Annotated in this window: 11 protein-coding genes; 4 read left to right on the top strand and 7 right to left on the bottom strand. The window is 58.8% G+C overall.

Translation table 11 applies throughout. The features are described 5' to 3' along the window. Positions 1 to 4 precede the first annotated feature (4 nt). The 4 genes from pgm to ACWGZX_RS28270 all read right to left on the bottom strand — a co-directional run bounded on the left by pgm (position 5) and on the right by ACWGZX_RS28270 (position 6,274). Positions 5 to 1,651, bottom strand: a complete 1,647-nt coding sequence (pgm, locus tag ACWGZX_RS28285; protein ID WP_223512490.1) for a phosphoglucomutase (alpha-D-glucose-1,6-bisphosphate-dependent) — start codon at positions 1,649 to 1,651, stop codon at positions 5 to 7. Between the two features lie 111 nt (positions 1,652 to 1,762). Next, positions 1,763 to 3,163: an aminotransferase-like domain-containing protein gene (locus ACWGZX_RS28280; protein WP_452626422.1), complete on the bottom strand. Its 1,401-nt coding sequence runs from the start codon at positions 3,161 to 3,163 to the stop codon at positions 1,763 to 1,765. Positions 3,164 to 3,230: 67 nt separating this feature from the next. Continuing rightward, complete coding sequence (locus ACWGZX_RS28275; RefSeq protein ID WP_452626421.1) at positions 3,231 to 4,691, bottom strand: hypothetical protein; 1,461 nt, start codon at positions 4,689 to 4,691, stop codon at positions 3,231 to 3,233. 560 nt (positions 4,692 to 5,251) lie between these two features. Beyond that, entirely contained in the window at positions 5,252 to 6,274 is a 1,023-nt protein-coding gene (locus ACWGZX_RS28270) for a zinc-dependent alcohol dehydrogenase family protein (protein ID WP_223512499.1), read from the bottom strand. Positions 6,275 to 6,542: 268 nt separating this feature from the next. Here ACWGZX_RS28270 and ACWGZX_RS28265 point away from each other — a divergent pair, with 268 nt between their 5' ends. The 4 genes from ACWGZX_RS28265 (at position 6,543) to ACWGZX_RS28250 (ending at position 13,637) form a co-directional block, all read left to right on the top strand. Next, on the top strand, positions 6,543 to 7,460 hold the full coding sequence (locus ACWGZX_RS28265) for a LysR family transcriptional regulator (protein ID WP_452626420.1): 918 nt from the start codon (positions 6,543 to 6,545) through the stop codon (positions 7,458 to 7,460). Positions 7,461 to 7,767: 307 nt separating this feature from the next. Then, positions 7,768 to 9,021 carry a multidrug efflux RND transporter periplasmic adaptor subunit MexE gene (mexE, locus tag ACWGZX_RS28260; RefSeq protein WP_452626419.1) on the top strand — a complete coding sequence of 418 codons (1,254 nt, stop codon included), beginning with the start codon at positions 7,768 to 7,770 and terminating at the stop codon, positions 9,019 to 9,021. A 15-nt stretch (positions 9,022 to 9,036) separates the two neighbouring features. Then, entirely contained in the window at positions 9,037 to 12,219 is a 3,183-nt protein-coding gene (locus tag ACWGZX_RS28255) for an efflux RND transporter permease subunit (protein WP_452626418.1), read from the top strand. Next, complete coding sequence (locus tag ACWGZX_RS28250; RefSeq protein WP_452626417.1) at positions 12,216 to 13,637, top strand: efflux transporter outer membrane subunit; 1,422 nt, start codon at positions 12,216 to 12,218, stop codon at positions 13,635 to 13,637. Before ACWGZX_RS28255 ends, ACWGZX_RS28250 begins: the two co-directional genes overlap by 4 nt. Before the next feature lie 211 nt (positions 13,638 to 13,848). On the opposite strand, the gene ACWGZX_RS28245 is transcribed toward ACWGZX_RS28250, so the two are convergent. The 3 genes from ACWGZX_RS28245 to ACWGZX_RS28235 are packed head-to-tail and all read right to left on the bottom strand — an operon-like array spanning position 13,849 to position 17,144. Next, positions 13,849 to 14,814 carry an HlyD family efflux transporter periplasmic adaptor subunit gene (locus ACWGZX_RS28245; protein WP_452626416.1) on the bottom strand — a complete coding sequence of 322 codons (966 nt, stop codon included), beginning with the start codon at positions 14,812 to 14,814 and terminating at the stop codon, positions 13,849 to 13,851. 4 nt (positions 14,815 to 14,818) lie between these two features. After that, positions 14,819 to 15,019, bottom strand: a complete 201-nt coding sequence (locus ACWGZX_RS28240; RefSeq protein WP_007949274.1) for a DUF1656 domain-containing protein — start codon at positions 15,017 to 15,019, stop codon at positions 14,819 to 14,821. Further along, a complete protein-coding gene (locus tag ACWGZX_RS28235; RefSeq protein ID WP_452626415.1) occupies positions 15,009 to 17,144 on the bottom strand; it encodes an FUSC family protein in 2,136 nt (711 codons plus the stop codon). The genes ACWGZX_RS28240 and ACWGZX_RS28235 overlap by 11 nt, the downstream gene beginning before the upstream one ends. Positions 17,145 to 17,184: the final 40 nt, after the last annotated feature.

Here is a 17,184-nt window from a genome sequence, read left to right as displayed (position 1 = left end):
TCAATCACTTCGCAGAAATGGCGCCATCCACCAGGGTCTGGGCTTCGGCCACCAACTGTTTGAGGTGGTCATCACTGACAAAGCTTTCGGCGTAGATCTTGTAGATGTCTTCAGTGCCCGACGGACGTGCCGCGAACCAGCCATTTTCGGTCATGACCTTCAGGCCGCCAATGGCCTGGTCATTGCCCGGCGCATGGCTGAGGATACTCTGGATCGCTTCGCCTGCCAGTTGGGTCGAGGTGACCTGATCCGGCGACAGCTTGCTCAGCAAGGCTTTCTGTTCAGGGTTGGCCTTCGCATCCACGCGTACCGAGAACGGCTCGCCGAGTTCGTCGGTCAACGCGCGATAGGCCTGACTTGGATCGCGGCCAGTGCGAGCGGTCATTTCTGCAGCCAGCAACGCCGGGATCAAACCATCCTTGTCGGTGCACCAGACGCCGCCGTCCTTACGCAGGAACGAGGCGCCAGCACTTTCTTCACCGCCAAAGCCCAGTGAGCCGTCAAACAGCCCGTCAGCAAACCATTTGAAGCCGACCGGCACTTCATACAAACGACGACCCAGACGCTTGGCCACGCGATCAATCAAGCCGCTGCTGACCACGGTTTTGCCCACGGCAGCATCGGCGCGCCACAGCGGGCGGTTCTGGAACAGGTAGTCGATCGATACCGCGAGGTAATTGTTAGGCGCCAGCAAACCACCGGACGGCGTGACGATGCCATGGCGGTCATGATCCGGGTCGCAGGCAAAGGCCACGTCAAAACGTTCTTTCAGACCGATCAGGCCTTGCATCGCGTGGGTGGACGATGGGTCCATACGGATCTGACCGTCCCAGTCGACGGTCATGAAGCGGAACGTCGGATCGACCTGTTTGTTGACCACGTCGAGGTCCAGACGGTAGTGCTCGGCAATCGCCGACCAGTAGCGCACCCCTGCTCCGCCCAACGGATCAACGCCCAGACGCAGCTTGGCATCACGGATGGCGTCGAAGTCGATTACGTTGATCAGATCGGCCACGTAGGTGTTCAGGTAATCGTGACGATGGGTCGTGCTGGCTTTCAGCGCCTGCTCGTAACTGATGCGTTTGACGCCGGCGAGTTTGGCCGCCAGCAGTTCGTTGGCCTTGGCCTCGATCCACTTGGTGATATGGGTATCGGCCGGGCCACCGTTGGTGGGGTTGTATTTGTAACCACCGCTTTGCGGCGGGTTGTGCGACGGCGTGATAACGATACCGTCCGCCAGCCCCGAAGTACGGCCACGGTTGTAGCAAAGAATCGCGTGGGAAATGGCCGGGGTCGGTGTGTATTCATCACCTTCGGCAATCATCACGGTGACGCCGTTGGCGGCCAATACTTCCAGCGCACTGGCACCCGCTGGCGTGGACAGTGCGTGGGTGTCGATCCCGACGAACAGCGGGCCGTCGATGCCCTGGGCTTCGCGATACAGGCAAATCGCCTGGCTGATGGCCAGAACGTGCCATTCGTTGAAACTCAGGTCGAACGAACTGCCTCGGTGTCCGGACGTGCCAAAGGCTACACGCTGGGTAGAGATGGCGGCATCAGGCTGGCCGGTGTAATAGGCCGTTACCAGTCGCGGGATGTCGACCAACAATTCTGCCGGTGCCGGTTTGCCCGCAAAAGCACTGAGTGTCATGCAAAACCTCTGGAATAGACTGGTTCAGGAATTGGAACGCAGTTTACTGGCAGTTTGACCGCAACGCGATGGGATCGATTCAAGATGATTCACGATGTTTGACCGCCTCGTTCAATCGGTGGCCTCCAGACGCAAGGCATCCCCCAGCAGACCCAGTGCAACGGCAAGGTCATGCTCACCGCCAAAGGTATGGCTCAGCCGCAAGTGTTGCCCATGCAGGCCGCGCAAACTGAACAATTCACCCGGCGCCACCACGACCTGCTGCTTGAGCAGGCGGTGGAACACGCCGCGCACATCGACCCGCCGCAACGAGCGCACCCAGACTGTTGCGCCGCCCTGGGGATCGACGAAATGCAAGGCGTCTGCCAGTCGCTCCTCCAGCAGTTGAGTCATCTGCACTTTGCGCTCCTTGAGCAGCCGACGCAGCACCAGTAAGTGCTGATCGATTCGCCCATTGTTGTACAGACGCGCGATGGCCTTCTGGCGGATCGGCGATAACCGGAACGATCGCAGCAGAAAGTGCCGCTGCAGCTCACCTCGCAGTTGCCGCGAAAGCAGATAGCCATAGGGCGCTTCAGGCCCGATGACCTTCTCGAACGTGGAGAACACGATCAATCGCTCCGGGTCCAGCCAATCACGAAACCGTGGCCGGCCGGGTTCAAATTCGAGTTCGCCGTGACAATCATTTTCCAACACCCAACTGCCGTGCCGCTCCAGCAACTGCGCCGTGGATTGTCGGTTGCTGTCGCAGGCCACACTGCCGCGCGGCATGTTCAGGCCGGATGACAGCATCACCAGCTTCACCGGTTCGGTTTCCAGCAGCATCTGCAGATGATCCAGGTCCAGCCCGCCATCAGCTTGCAATGCCAACTCGATGACCTGCACGTCGGCGTCCTGGAACAATCGCAGGATCGCCCAGTCGCACGGCGACTCCACCACGACCGTGGCGTCTTTGAGGCACAGCACCGCGATCAATATTTCCAGTACGCCACGCAGATCAGCACCGATGTAGACATCGTCGGCGTGCCAACAGCGCGCTGGAGAGGACGTGTAACGAGCCGCCAGGGCAGCGCGCAGTTCCCGCTCGCCACAGGGTTGAGAGGTGGGTTGCGGCTGGCGTGGATACTGGCGCAACAGTTCTCTCTCAAGCAGCAACAGCGGGCTGTCCAACGGCTGCAGCAGTGCAGGCTCATCAGCGCTCAATACCAGCATTCCAGGGCGTCTGGCATTCACATAGACCGTCTCCAGCAGGTCATTGCTGCTGCAAGGTAGCCGGATGAACGACACCGGCAGTGCGTAATAACCGGACTTGGCCACCGAATAGACGCGCCCTTCCTTTTCCAGCAGCGAATACGCGTACTGAATGGTCGAAATCGAGACGCTCAGACGGTCCGCCAACTGCCGTAACGAAGGGAGCCGCACACGCGTGTCGCTGACCGGTTCGCTGATCAGGTGGGTCAGGTAGCGGTACACCGCCTGATAAGCGAAGTCGGTTTCTCGGGGTCCTTTCATGCGCAATGGCCGAACATACTGAGCTCGCCCCACTGCAGCTGAGTGCGCGTTATCAAGCCAGGCACTTTCAACGTCCCGTTGACCGTTCGCCCGTCATGGCGTCAATCGCCATCAGCTCTACTTGCTTTCCCGTGTCCGCTGTTTCGGCGCTGGCCACCGGTCCCATGCGATATAGCGCACCGATCAGGCTAACGGGCAACCCGCTGACGTCGATCATCCATTGCAATACCTGCTCGGGCGCAGGTTTGCCCTGCATTGCCCGATGCAATTCGGGCAGGGCCACGAGCATGCCGGGATGACACTGGCGTAGAAAACGTTCAAGCGACGCACCGTTCTCTACAAAGGGTGCAAACAGCAAACACACCAGTTGAGCTTCGTTGAGGCCGAGGTTTCTTTGCGCCTCGGCCTGCGCCAGTTCGCGCTGTTCCGACAGGGTTGCCGGGTTGCCGTACGTCTGCAATGCCTGGTCGCACACATGCTCTGAAAGTTGCTTGCGTTGCAACATGACTAATAGTCGCTGCAAATAATCGCTAATGCCGGCCTCGTACGTCCGCCCCTGCACGAACCCGGCTTGCAGCCCCCGCAGGTGTGCGCAAATCGAAAGGCTGGCGTAGTCGTTATCGCCAACCTGAGTCATCAGCCCGTCAGGTTGAAACTTGAGGAACTCGGTAAGCAGTGGCCAGCGCTCCTCCAGGTTGCTGACCAGCAGGTCGTGAATGTCGATGAATGTCGTGCGGCGACACGCCTCAAAACTTTCTGCGGGTCGCCACGCGGGCTGCTCATGACCGTGATAAAACTCGCGATAGCAATCGCTGCCCAGTTCATCAAGCCGCGCGAAGAGCTGCTCATAGCCGGTTTCAGGCTGCTCTGGCATCGGGAAACCGGCTTTTGCCGCAGCACGGTTCAATCCCTCCATAAACAGCCTTTGCTGGCGCGGTGAATCGCTACTTACCAAGGCATCGACGCCCCGTTCCCAGCGGGCGATTTGTCCGTAGAACTCGCCCGTTGCCAGGTAGCCGTCATCCCACAGATCCAGAGGGTCGTTCCAGGTTCGGCGGTGACCGACCATCAAGAGATTGAGTCGATTTGACTCGCGGCCGGCTTCAGAGACCCCGACCCCGTGATTGAACGGCAGGACCTCGCGGTTATCGACCATCAACACTTCAACCCGAGGATCATCGTAAAGAAACAACGCACTGCAACTGCGATGGATGTTTTCAAGGGCCATCGAGGCTGCGTCGTTCAAGCGCAAGGTCGCCACCCGCAGCTGGAATGTCGCGGGTGCCCGGCCGGCAATGCTCAATTGCGCGGCACGCAGCAGCGCAAGGGTGTAGCAGCTGTCGCGGGTCCCGGACTGGATCGTCAGCACCTTGTACTCGCCAATACGTTCCATGCCACCTGCAGCGACCACCACGCGCTGAATCAACAGCTGCAATGCAGTGCGTTCGGCCCGCGAAAAGAAACTCAGCAATCGTTGCAATACTTGCTGATAAACATAGTTCATTGCCTGATCATGGGTATTGGTCATCATTGTTTACCTGTTACTCATAGGTTCGATGTCACGCAAACAACGCTTTGCATTGCGCAATCGGTTGCCCGTCATGATTAGAGTGCCGTGCTTGATATCAAATGCTAACACTTAGTCTTTAGTCATTATTTGAAACGATTAGAACGTGGCGACAAACCGCCTGGCGTCGACAGGCCTCCAGTCCCGGCAGAACGGGCGTCTGGCGACGGCGCGAGTGATCCTAGGAAATATCCGACAGCGTCCCACAGACAAGTAGCACGACAAATAAAGAAAGAAGTCACCCTAAGTTTTTCGGCAACTGTTCGATAACACGCCAATTGTTGAGTTTGTATTGCCGGGGCGCATTGAAAAGTATCTGCCCGATACCTGGCCATAGCTCATTCCTTGAGATGAAAGTAATCATTCAATTATCGGGGCTTATATGATGATTAGAAGATACAGATTGAGGGCAAAAACCAGTTCAGTTGCTGAACGGCCCCGTCATGGATTGACGGTGCGCCTCATTTTTCGGAGGGAGAATGAAAAAGTCCGTGCAAGCACGGACTTTTTTCTGGAGCGTGTTACGCAGGCTCAACCTGTAGGGCCACCCGCTCGCGGCATGGGCATTCGTCCATGTAGCGGTGTGCTTCGACAAACTCGGAAAACGGGAAGACCCGAGTCTTGAGCGGCAGTAGCACGCGGTCAGCGGTCAACTGGTTGATGTCACGCAAGGCACGCTGCAGTGCGACCTGGTCCTGGATGATGCCCAATTCAGGCTTACCGGTGAAATTGCCGATACAGTGCACAAAGAACTGAATGTTCTTCTGAAACGCTGCACAAGCCGGAAACGGCGTCTGGTTACCGCCCTGCAAGCCGTACAACACCAGGCTGCCACGAGGCGCTAGCACGTCGCCGAGCAGCGACATCTGCGGACCACCCAACCCATCGAACACCACATCCACGCCGCGGTTGTCCGTGATTTTGTTGATCCGCATGAGCAGATCTTCTTCTTCAGTGACGATCACTTTCTCGGCACCCAGCGATAGCAGGTACTCACGTTCATCCGCCGTTTTGGTGGCGGCAATCACTCGTACGCCCAAGGCTTTGCCGAGCTGTACGAACGAAGGTCCGGCACAATGGCTGGCGTCGGTCACCAGGACAAATTGCCCGGGTTTGACCCGTGCCAGATCGTTGAGAGCGAAGTAAGCAACCAGCAGCGGTGTGTAATGCACGGCCGCTTCGATCGGACTCAGCACCTGCGGATAAAGGGTCAGTGACGAGCGCGGCAAAACAATCTGCTCGCCATACACAGGATAGTCGTTCGGGCTTTGGGCCGGGAAGCTGGCGACCTTGTCACCGACTGCCAAGTCATCGACGCCCTCGCCGAGCGCCGTAACGACACCGGACATTTCCTGGCCCAGACCTGAAGGCAGACGAGCGTGAGACGAAGCCAGGTTCTGACGCCAAAGCGTGTCGTACCAGCTGATGCCAATCGCCTCGACACGCACCTGCACTTCGCCCGGAGCAGGAAGCGCTGCCGCATGCTCTTCGCATTTGAGCACCTCGGCTGGACCAAACTTGTGAAAACGGATCGTGCGGGACATCGCAAACCTCGTCAAAGTAACCTCTAATGCCTTGAACTCTATCTGGGCTTTATACCCAAGACTATCAGTGGCTATTAATAGTCGACATGCCTGTCATTGATTCCGCAGCACCGCCGACATCATCAAATGTCGTGAACATCGGAGCGGCCTTTCAGGAAAAACTGAATTACACGGTGCAGAGTAGCAGCCTTTCCCCGTAAGATTCATGCCGGCCATTGTTCTTATATGGCCGCTCTCGTCAAGCTTGATGACTCTGCCAGGACTCCAGATGAATCGTAATGACCTGCGTCGTGTCGACCTGAACCTGTTGATCGTTTTCGAAACATTGATGCACGAACGCAGCGTGACCCGCGCTGCGGAGAAACTGTTTCTCGGCCAGCCGGCCATCAGTGCGGCACTTTCACGCCTGCGTGGGCTGTTCGATGATCCACTGTTCGTGCGCACCGGTCGCAGCATGGAACCGTCCGCACGGGCGATAGAAATCTTCGCCCTGCTCTCCCCCGCGCTGGACTCGATTTCCACGGCCGTCAGCCGTGCGGCGGAATTCGATCCGGCCACCAGCACCGCGGTGTTTCGCATTGGCCTGTCGGACGATGTCGAGTTTGCCCTGCTGCCGATGCTGCTCAAGCGCCTGCGCGCCGAATCGCCCGGGATCGTGCTGGTGGTGCGTCGCGCCAACTACATTCTGATGCCGAGCCTATTGGCCTCGGGCGAGATTTCCATCGGCGTCAGCTACACCGCCGACCTGCCGGCCAACGCCAAACGCAAAGTGCTGCGTCGCAGTATGCCGAAGCTTTTGCGGGCCGACACCGTGCCCGGGCCATTGAGCCTGGATGACTTCTGTGCCCGGCCGCATGCGTTGGTGTCGTTCGCGGGTGACCTGAGCGGTTTTATCGATGAAGAACTGGAAAAACTCGGGCGCAAACGCCATGTCGTGCTCGCGGTACCGCAGTTCAACGGGCTGAGCTCGCTGCTGAGCGGCACCGATATTGTGGCGACGGTGCCTGACTATACGGCCGACGCGCTGACAGCTGCCGGTGGTGTCCGGGCTGAAGATCCGCCGCTGCCGGTGCGCACTTTTGAATTGCACATGGCCTGGCGCGGGTCGCAGGACAACGATCCGGGTGAGCGCTGGTTGCGCTCGCGGATCCAGATGTTTTTTGGGGATCCTGATAGCCTGGCCTGACATACGCATGAATGTCGCCGACGCTATCGCGGGCAAGCCTTGCTCCTACAGGGCCATTGCACGATCTGTAGGAGCAAGGCTTGCCCGCGATGGTCTCGACGCAGTTTCAAGACTGATTGATGCTTTTTGCGCAACACAGAATTGCCATCGACCTGATTGATAAACCCCTAGTGCAAGGTGCACGCTAGAGAGCTTGCCCGGCCCTCCTATCATTCCGAATGATAGTTACCTTCGCTTCATTCGATTCGTGACATACACCCTCGCCGCTCATCATCCGTCCATTCTCAATACATTGGCGGATGCATCCATGGAACAATCTCTCAAACATTTGCGCTTCCCGTTGGCCCTATTGGCAGTGTTGGTGATGAGCGCGTGCGGCAAGGCTCCGGAGTCAGCCGCGACCATGCCTGCGGCCAAAGTCAGCGTCGCCAAGGTGCTGGAACAACCGATCAACGAGTGGGACGAATTCACCGGGCGCCTGGAAGCTCCGGAAACGGTAGAAATTCGTCCGCGGGTCTCCGGGCAGATTGATGAAGTGGCATTCACTGAAGGCGCACTGGTCAAGAAAGGCGATTTGCTGTTCCAGATCGACCCGCGTCCATTCCAGGCAGAGGTCCGCCGCCTCGAAGCCCTGGTTGCCCAGTCCCGCGCCAACGCAACCCGTAGTGAAAACGAAGCTCAGCGCGGTGAACGCCTGCGCACCAGCAACGCGATCTCCGCCGAACTGGCCGACTCGCGTACCAGTGCGGCTCAAGAAGCCCGCGCTGCCGTCGGAGCACTGCAGGCGCAACTGGATCTGGCCAAACTGAACCTGAGCTTCACCCGCGTCACCGCGCCAATCAGCGGTCGCGTCAGCCGAGCGGAAATCACCGCCGGCAACCTGGTGACCGCCGACACCACACCGCTGACCAGCGTCGTGTCGACCGATAAGGTCTACGCCTACTTCGACGCTGACGAGCGCGTATTCCTCAAGTACACCCAACTCGCCCGCCAGGGCAAACGCGGCGCCACCACCCCGGTTTACATGGGCCTGTCCGACGAAGACGGCAACCCGCACCAGGGCGTGATGAACTTCATCGACAACCAGGTCAACCCGAAGACCGGCACCATCCGTGGTCGTGCGGTCTTCGACAACGCGGACGGCAGCTACACCCCGGGCCTTTATGCACGTCTGAAACTGGTGGGCAGCGGCACGTATTCCGCTGTGCTGATCAATGACGAAGCGGTCGGCACCGATCTGGGTAAAAAATTCGTACTGGTCATGGATGCGGACAACAAAACGGCGTACCGCGCCGTCGAGCTAGGGCCGAAGATCGAAGGTTTGCGCATCGTGCGCAACGGCCTGAACAAGGATGACACCGTTATCGTCAAGGGTCTGCAACGGGTTCGCCCTGGTTCGCCGGTCACCCCTGAAGTGATCCCGATGGCCAGCGAACAAACCCTCGCGGCTCTGGCCCAACAACGACAAGCGCTGGAAGCCAGCAACCTTCCCCAAGTTGCACCTGCCAAGGTTGCGCCGGGAACGGTTGTGAAACTGGCTGACGCGACTCCACGCGGTTAAGGGATAACGACTCCGATGAATTTTTCCCAATTCTTCATTTCACGGCCGATCTTTGCCGCGGTGCTGTCGCTGCTGATTCTGATCGCCGGCGCCATCTCGCTGTTCCAGTTGCCGATCAGCGAATACCCGGAAGTTGTGCCGCCGACCGTTGTGGTCCGCGCCAACTTCCCGGGTGCCAACCCTAAAGTCATTGGTGAAACCGTGGCCGCTCCTTTGGAGCAAGCCATCACCGGCGTCGAGAACATGCTGTATATGTCCTCGCAGTCCACCGCTGACGGCAAGATCACCCTGACCATCACCTTCGCGCTGGGTACCGACCTGGACAACGCACAGGTGCAGGTGCAGAACCGCGTGACTCGCACCGAGCCCAAACTTCCTGAAGAAGTGACGCGCATCGGTATCACCGTCGACAAGGCTTCGCCCGACCTGACCATGGTTGTGCACTTGACCTCGCCGGACAAACGCTACGACATGCTCTACCTGTCCAACTACGCCTTGCTCAACATCAAGGATGAGCTGGCGCGCCTGGGCGGTGTCGGTGACGTGCAATTGTTTGGCATGGGCGATTACTCGCTGCGGGTCTGGCTCGATCCGAACAAGACCGCTTCACGCAACCTGACCGCCACCGATGTAGTGAGCGCGATTCGTGAACAAAACCGTCAGGTGGCTGCCGGTGCACTGGGCGCGCCGCCTGCGCCGAATGCCACTGCGTTCCAGCTGTCGGTCAACACCCAAGGTCGTCTGGTTTCCGAAGAAGAGTTCGAGAACATCATCATTCGCTCCGGCGATAACGGTGAAATCACACGCCTGAAAGACATTGCCCGCGTCGAACTGGGTTCCAGCCAATACGCCCTGCGCTCCTTGCTCAACAATCAACCGGCGGTGGCGATCCCGATCTTCCAGCGTCCGGGCTCCAACGCCATCGAAATCTCCAACGAAGTTCGGGCGAAGATGGCCGAGCTGAAAAAGAGCTTCCCGGAAGGCATGGATTTCAGCATCGTTTATGACCCGACGATTTTCGTGCGTGGTTCCATCGAGGCGGTGGTCCACACCCTCTTTGAAGCGCTGATTCTCGTAGTTCTGGTGGTGATCCTGTTCCTGCAAACCTGGCGTGCCTCGATCATTCCGTTGGTGGCGGTACCGGTTTCGCTGATCGGTACTTTTGCCGTGATGCACCTGTTCGGCTTCTCATTGAATGCCTTGTCACTGTTTGGTCTGGTACTCGCCATCGGTATCGTGGTGGATGACGCCATCGTGGTGGTGGAGAACGTCGAGCGAAACATTGGACTGGGGCTTACGCCGGTCGAAGCGACCAAGCGTGCCATGCGTGAAGTGACCGGCCCGATCATCGCTACAGCGCTGGTGCTGTGTGCAGTGTTTATCCCGGCGGCGTTCATTTCGGGTCTCACTGGGCAGTTCTACAAACAGTTCGCTTTGACCATTGCGATCTCAACCGTGATCTCGGCCTTCAACTCGCTGACCCTGTCGCCGGCACTGGCTGCCGTATTGCTGAAAAGCCATGACGCGCCGAAAGACCGTTTCTCCAAGGTCCTCGACAAGATTTTCGGTGGCTGGTTGTTCCGTCCGTTCAACCGCTTCTTTGACAAAGCCAGCCATGGTTATGTCGGCACCGTGGGCCGGGTTATCCGCAGCAGCGGGATCGCCTTGCTCCTGTACGCAGGCTTGATGGTGCTGACCTTCTTCGGTTTCGCCAACACCCCGACCGGTTTCGTCCCCGGCCAGGACAAGCAATACCTGGTGGCCTTCGCTCAACTGCCGGATGCGGCGAGCCTGGACCGTACCGAAAACGTGATCAAACGCATGTCAGACCTGGCCCTGAAACAGCCAGGCGTGGAAAGTGCGGTGGCCTTCCCTGGCCTGTCGATCAACGGTTTCACCAACAGCCCTAACGCCGGCATCGTGTTCGTGACCCTGAAACCGTTCGACGAACGCAAAGACTCGAGCATGTCCGCCGGTGCGATTGCCGGCGCCTTGAACGGTCAGTTCGCCGGGATTCAAGAAGCCTACATGGCGATCTTCCCGCCGCCGCCGGTACAGGGCTTGGGCACCATAGGTGGTTTCCGTCTGCAAATCGAAGACCGGGGCAACCTGGGCTACGACGAGCTGTTCAAAGAAACCATGAACATCATCAACAAAAGCCACAGCGTGCCGGAACTGGCCGGCCTGTTCACCAGCTACACAGTGAACGTGCCACAGGTTGATGCCGCCATCGACCGGGAAAAAGCCAAGACCCACGGCGTGGCCGTCAGCGACATCTTCGACACCCTGCAGATCTACCTGGGTTCGCTGTATGCCAACGACTTCAACCGCTTCGGTCGTACCTATCAGGTCAACGTTCAGGCTGAACAACAGTTCCGTCTTGAGCCGGACCAGATCGGTCAGCTGAAAGTGCGTAACAACAAAGGCGAAATGATCCCGCTGGCGACCTTCATAAAGGTCAGCGACACCTCGGGGCCGGACCGCGTGATGCACTACAACGGCTTCATTACTGCTGAAATCAACGGTGCGGCAGCGCCAGGCTACAGCTCTGGCCAGGCCGAAAAAGCCATCGAGAAACTGCTCAAGGCTGAACTTCCGAACGGCATGACCTACGAATGGACTGACCTGACCTACCAGCAAATTCTGTCCGGTAACACCGCGCTGTTCGTGTTCCCGCTCTGCGTACTGCTGGCGTTCCTGGTACTCGCGGCTCAGTACGAAAGCTGGAGCCTGCCATTGGCGGTGATCCTGATCGTACCGATGACGTTGCTGTCGGCCATTACCGGGGTGATCGCTTCGGGGGGTGACAACAACATCTTCACCCAGATCGGTTTGATCGTACTGGTGGGACTGGCCTGTAAGAACGCGATTCTGATCGTCGAGTTTGCCAAGGACAAACAGCAGGACGAAGGCATGAGCCCGTTGGCTGCTGTGCTTGAAGCTTGCCGCCTGCGTCTGCGTCCGATCCTGATGACCTCCTTCGCGTTCATCATGGGTGTTGTGCCACTGGTGTTCTCCAGCGGTGCCGGTGCAGAGATGCGTCACGCCATGGGTGTGGCGGTGTTCTCCGGGATGCTCGGGGTGACCTTCTTCGGTCTGTTGCTGACACCGGTGTTCTACGTATTGATTCGCAACTTTGTCGAGCGCGGCGAAGCGCGCAGAGCAGCCAAGGCCCTGAAACTGGAGTCGCAACAATGAGTTTGAAAGCGTTCCTGCCGAGCCTGCTGGTCCTGGCCCTGAGTGCCTGTACCGTCGGCCCGGACTACAAGACCCCAGCGACTGCACCGGCCAACATCACCGCCGCTACTGACGGTGCTGCCGGTCAGAAGAACTTTGACCGCTCGCACTTCGAGGGCATCTGGTGGCAGCAATTCGAGGACCCGACCCTTAACCAGTTGGTGACTCGATCGCTGCAAGGCAACCGTGATTTGCGCGTGGCCTTCGCGCGCTGGAAAGCTGCTCGGGCGATTCGTGATGACATCAGCAATGACGCCATGCCGACCATCACCAGCCGGGTCAGCAGCGACCTGGGCAATGGGCAAGTCCCGGGGCAGACCACCGACCAGGTCAACAGCGAACGCTACGACCTTGGCCTGGACATGGCGTGGGAGATCGACCTGTTTGGCCGCATCCAGCGCAACCTGGAATCAGCCAACGCTGAACAACAGGCTTTAGAGGCTGATCTGTACCAACTGCAAGTCACCATGATTGCCGAACTGGTGGATTCCTATGGCCAACTGCGCGGCGCGCAACTGCGAGAGAAAATCGCGCTGGCGAACCTGCAGAACCAACAGGAATCGCGCAAGATCACCATCAGCCTGCGTGATGCCGGCGTCGGCGATCAGCTGGATGTGGAGCGTGCCGATGCGCGTCTGGCGTCCGTCGAAGCCAGCGTGCCGCAATTGCAGGCCGAACAGGTACGGCAGAAAAATCGCATCGCCACCCTGTTGGGCGAGCGCCCGGAGAAACTAACCGTCGACCTGAGTCCCAAGAACTTGCCGGCAATCGCTAAAGCGCTGCCGATTGGCGATCCGGGTGAACTGCTGCAACGTCGGCCGGACATCCTCAGCGCCGAACGCAAACTGGCTTCTGCCACCGCCCGTATCGGCGTGGCCACGGCTGATTTGTTCCCTCAGGTCAGCCTCAGCGGCTTCCTCGGTTTCACCGCCGGTCGCGGCTCGCAAATCGGTTCCTCGGCGGCCAACGCTTGGGTACTGAGCCCTGCCATCACTTGGGCGGCGTTTGACCTGGGCAGTGTCAAGGCCCGTATACGCGCAGCCGATGCGGATGCCGAAGGCGCGCTGGCAAGTTACGAGCAGCAAGTGCTGTTGGCGCTGGAAGAGTCGGAAAACGCGTTCAGCGATTACGGCAAACGGCAGCAACGGTTGATCTCACTGATTCGTCAGAGTGAATCGAGCCGCGCCGCCGCCGACCTGGCCGAAGTTCGCTACCGCGAAGGCACGGCGGACTTCCTCGTCCTGCTGGACGCTCAACGCGAGCGACTGGCCGCAGAAGATACCCAAGCCCAGGCCGAAACCGATCTCTATAGCGGCATTGTCGCGATTTACAAAGCCCTGGGCGGTGGCTGGCAACCCGAGACCGTCGCCAGCAAGTAAGCTTTTTAAAACGCTCCTTTGGTTGGCCGCAACCAACCAAATTTTTTTAGCCCTGCGCCTCATTCGGTCGCGGGGCTTTTTTTGGTCTGCTGATTCTCCAAACCCACTGCAATCCCCTGTAGGAGCTGGCTTGCCAGCGAAGAGGCCCTTACATTCAACATCCATGTTGACTGTTACACCGCTTTCGCTGGCAAGCCAGCTCCTACAAGGGTTAGTGGGTTGCCTTGTCGTTGTGGTTTTCCAGAACCGTTACGGTGGCCGTTGTCCCGGCGCGCAGGAGGTTTTTGTTGGCATAGTCGGCGTCAATCTGAATCCGTACCGGCACCCGTTGTGCGAGTTTGACCCAGGTGTAGCTGGGGTTGATGTTGGCCAACAAGCGCCCACCGGGAAGGTTCTCGCGGTCGGCGATAGCAAAGGCGATGCTTTGCACAGTGCCGCCGAAGGCTTCGCCGCTCATCAATTCGATGTTGACCCGGTCGCCCTCTGCGATTCGCGGCAACTTGGTCTCTTCAAAGTATCCGCTGACATAAAACGACTGGCTGTCCACCAGTGCCAACAGTGGGCCTCCGACAGTGGCATAGTCCCCCTGACGGGTCAGCAGGTTGGTGACAAAACCGGTGACGGGCGATTCGACCCGAGTACGTTGCAAGTTCAGTTCGGACTGGCTTAATGCAGCGATGGCCAGTTGCACATTGGCCTGGGCCAAAATCAAATTAGCCTGGTTTCGCAGTAGATCGGCCTCAGCCACGGTCACCTCCGTGTTGGCTTTTTCCCACTCTTCACCAGAGATGGCCGAGCGCTCCTTCAGCGTACGCCGCCGATGCTCCTCGCTCTGTCGCTGCCTGAGCAGCGATTCGCTGGCGGTAATCGCCGCCTGCGACTGCCCCAGCGAACCTTTCGCCACTTCCACTGAGCGTTTGGAGTGTTCCACTGCCAGGGTGTAACGAGCCGGGTCGATTTCCAACAGTAACTGGCCTTTCTCAACATGCTGGTTGTCTTGAACAGCCAGCCTGACGATGCGCCCCGAGACATCCGCAGACAACGTCACCACATCGGCGCGCACCCGTGCATCCCGGGTCCAGGGGGCTCGGGTGTAATGCTCCCAGGCAAACCAGCCAAGAATGAAGGCCAGCACTACAACGCCCAGTGTTGCGAGTCGGGGAAGGATGTTCTTCAAGGCATCAGGCTCCCATTACCAGAATCAGCGTTGCGCACACGCAGGCATACAGCGCGCCCTCGAATAAAGCTTCATGCCAGACAAAACGCAGCACACCGAGGCGGCGCAGGCCCCAGTCCAGCGCCAGAAAGATCGGCAACGCCAATAACAACGCTTGAGCGATTGGCGGCAAGTACACGCCACCCAGTTCAAAATCAATGGGCAAGGGCCGGCACTCCCGCTTCGTCTACAGATTGAAAGTACTCGCGGTATCGCTGTATGAACGACTCCACGATCAGCAGCGCCACGCGCATCCGGAACACCGACCACAGGTGCTCGTGAACCTCCAGGTGCAGATCGTCCAGCTCGTCGCCCAGGGTGTGCAAATCCCCCAGCAGCCGGTTGATGTCTACCCCGGGGCGCCCGGCAACCCATCTTCCGCAGTCCCGGACAGCCGCCAACAGCCGGCGCTGTTGCTCTGAACTCAACAGGGTGTTGCCCTGCCCCTGCTGCCTGAGCTGGTTCAACGCAACGCCCAGGGCCATGCACCCGAGGCTGACCTGAAACAACTCGCTGGAAGATTTGTCGCTGGTCGCCGGCAACAGTCCCAACATCATGGTCAGTCGATCGACCATGCGGCTCTCAAAGGCAAATTGCTGTTCATCGGTGGCCGGCATCTTCATCAAAGCGTAGACCTGCTCAGCGTTTTCCTTGAATAGCCGGCGAATCCGCAAAGCGGGTCTGAACGGGAAGATCAAGGCGAAGACACTCAATGCCAGGACCGTTGCGCTGATATACGCGCCGGCGAACTCAAACCACTGAATCGCACTGTTCTGGCCGATACCGACGTTTTGCGGCCCCAACAACAAAAAGGTCGACAACCCAAGACCGATGCCTGTGCCGGTGGTAGCCGGTGTGGCTAGCCCTACCGCGACCGCGTACAGCAACGGCGCCAACAGCAATGCCAAAAGTTCGAAATCACTGATCATTGGCACCAGCATGAATTGGTAAAGCGCCGACACCACTAACGCCAGGCCCAGGCCCCTTGCATAGCTTTGCGCAGCCAGTAGCGGTCTGGGGAACGTTGCCATCAACGAACAAAGAATCCCTACCAGAACCATCCCGCCGCGCGCACCATCCCAGCCCGTCTCGATCCAGATCAGTCCGGCGACCACAAACGCGGTAAAGGCCCGAATGGCGTTCATCGCGGCCAGGGTGAAATCCAGATGCAGCGGATTCTCCTGTCCACGAAACACGCTGCTGGCCTGGCGTCCTTCCTGAATGGCGTCGCTCAACTCCAGAATCTGCTCCAGTTGCTGTAATAACCGCGCTTGCTCCCAGCGCAGGGCCCAGGCCAGCGAACGCAGGGTGGCCGGCATGGTTTCGGTCAGTTGTTCAGCCTTGTAAGCCTGATCATCGAAACGCTGCTGCAATGCCGAAAAATGCTGGCGTGCATCGGCCGATAGCGAGCGGCCCTTTTGCGCCAGCTCATCGAGAAATGCCAGTTCTTCAGCGCGCAAACGCTGTATCTCCAGGGGTAAATCACCTTTCCAGCGCTCGGTCAGCAGTTCACGCTGATGGCGCAGCGCCATCAGCCTTGATGTCAGCAACACCAATTGATTTCCCAGCAGCTGCACCAGGCTATCGGCGCTGCGTAACCGTGGCGCATCGAAGTAAAGATGCCGGCGCAATCCTTCCAGGGCGCTGATTTCGCCCAACAGCTGCATTTGCCTGCGTTGAAAATCGGCGTCGCTTTCTTCGGTTCGAATGACGGCAGCGGCGTGTGTCGCCAGTAACTTGATTATGTGATCAATCTTGGTGAAGTAGCTTCGGGCTACAGCTTCCGGACGCGCGGTCAGCAGGCTGACAACGCAGACGCAAGCCACCGCCAGAAGCGTCTCGGTCACGCGCGTAACGGCCAGCAGGAAAGTGCCGTCCTGATCAGGTATGGCCAATAGCGCCACTACTACAGCCGTGTAGCCGCTGAGCACAAAGGCCTGGGAACTGGTGTAGCGCAACAAGGTGCCACCGGCGGTGCACAGCGCCAGCCACAGTGCCAGGGTGATGATGAAAGGCAGCGGCGCCTGGGGGAAGATCGCCATGATCAACACCGCCGCGGCAGCACCCAGGGTGGTGCCGATGACCTGGCCGAAACTGCGGGCCAGTGCCATTCCGGCCAGTGGCTGGCTGACGATGACTACCGCCATGATCGACCATTTGGGTTGATCGAGGTCGAACAGGAACGCCAGGTACAGCGTCAGCAGCCCGGCCACGATGGTTCTCAAGGCAAACAGCAGCACCCCTTGCCCGGGATTGAGTATGGCCTTGAAGTATTGAAGCAGCGGTTGCATGGGAGCACTCTTCGAGTCATCTCTAGCAAGCGTAGTCACT

The sequence above is a fragment of the Pseudomonas sp. CLCA07 genome, assembly GCF_053615335.1.
Note: the sequence above shows the minus strand (reverse complement) of the source record. Positions and strands in the feature narration are given on the sequence as shown.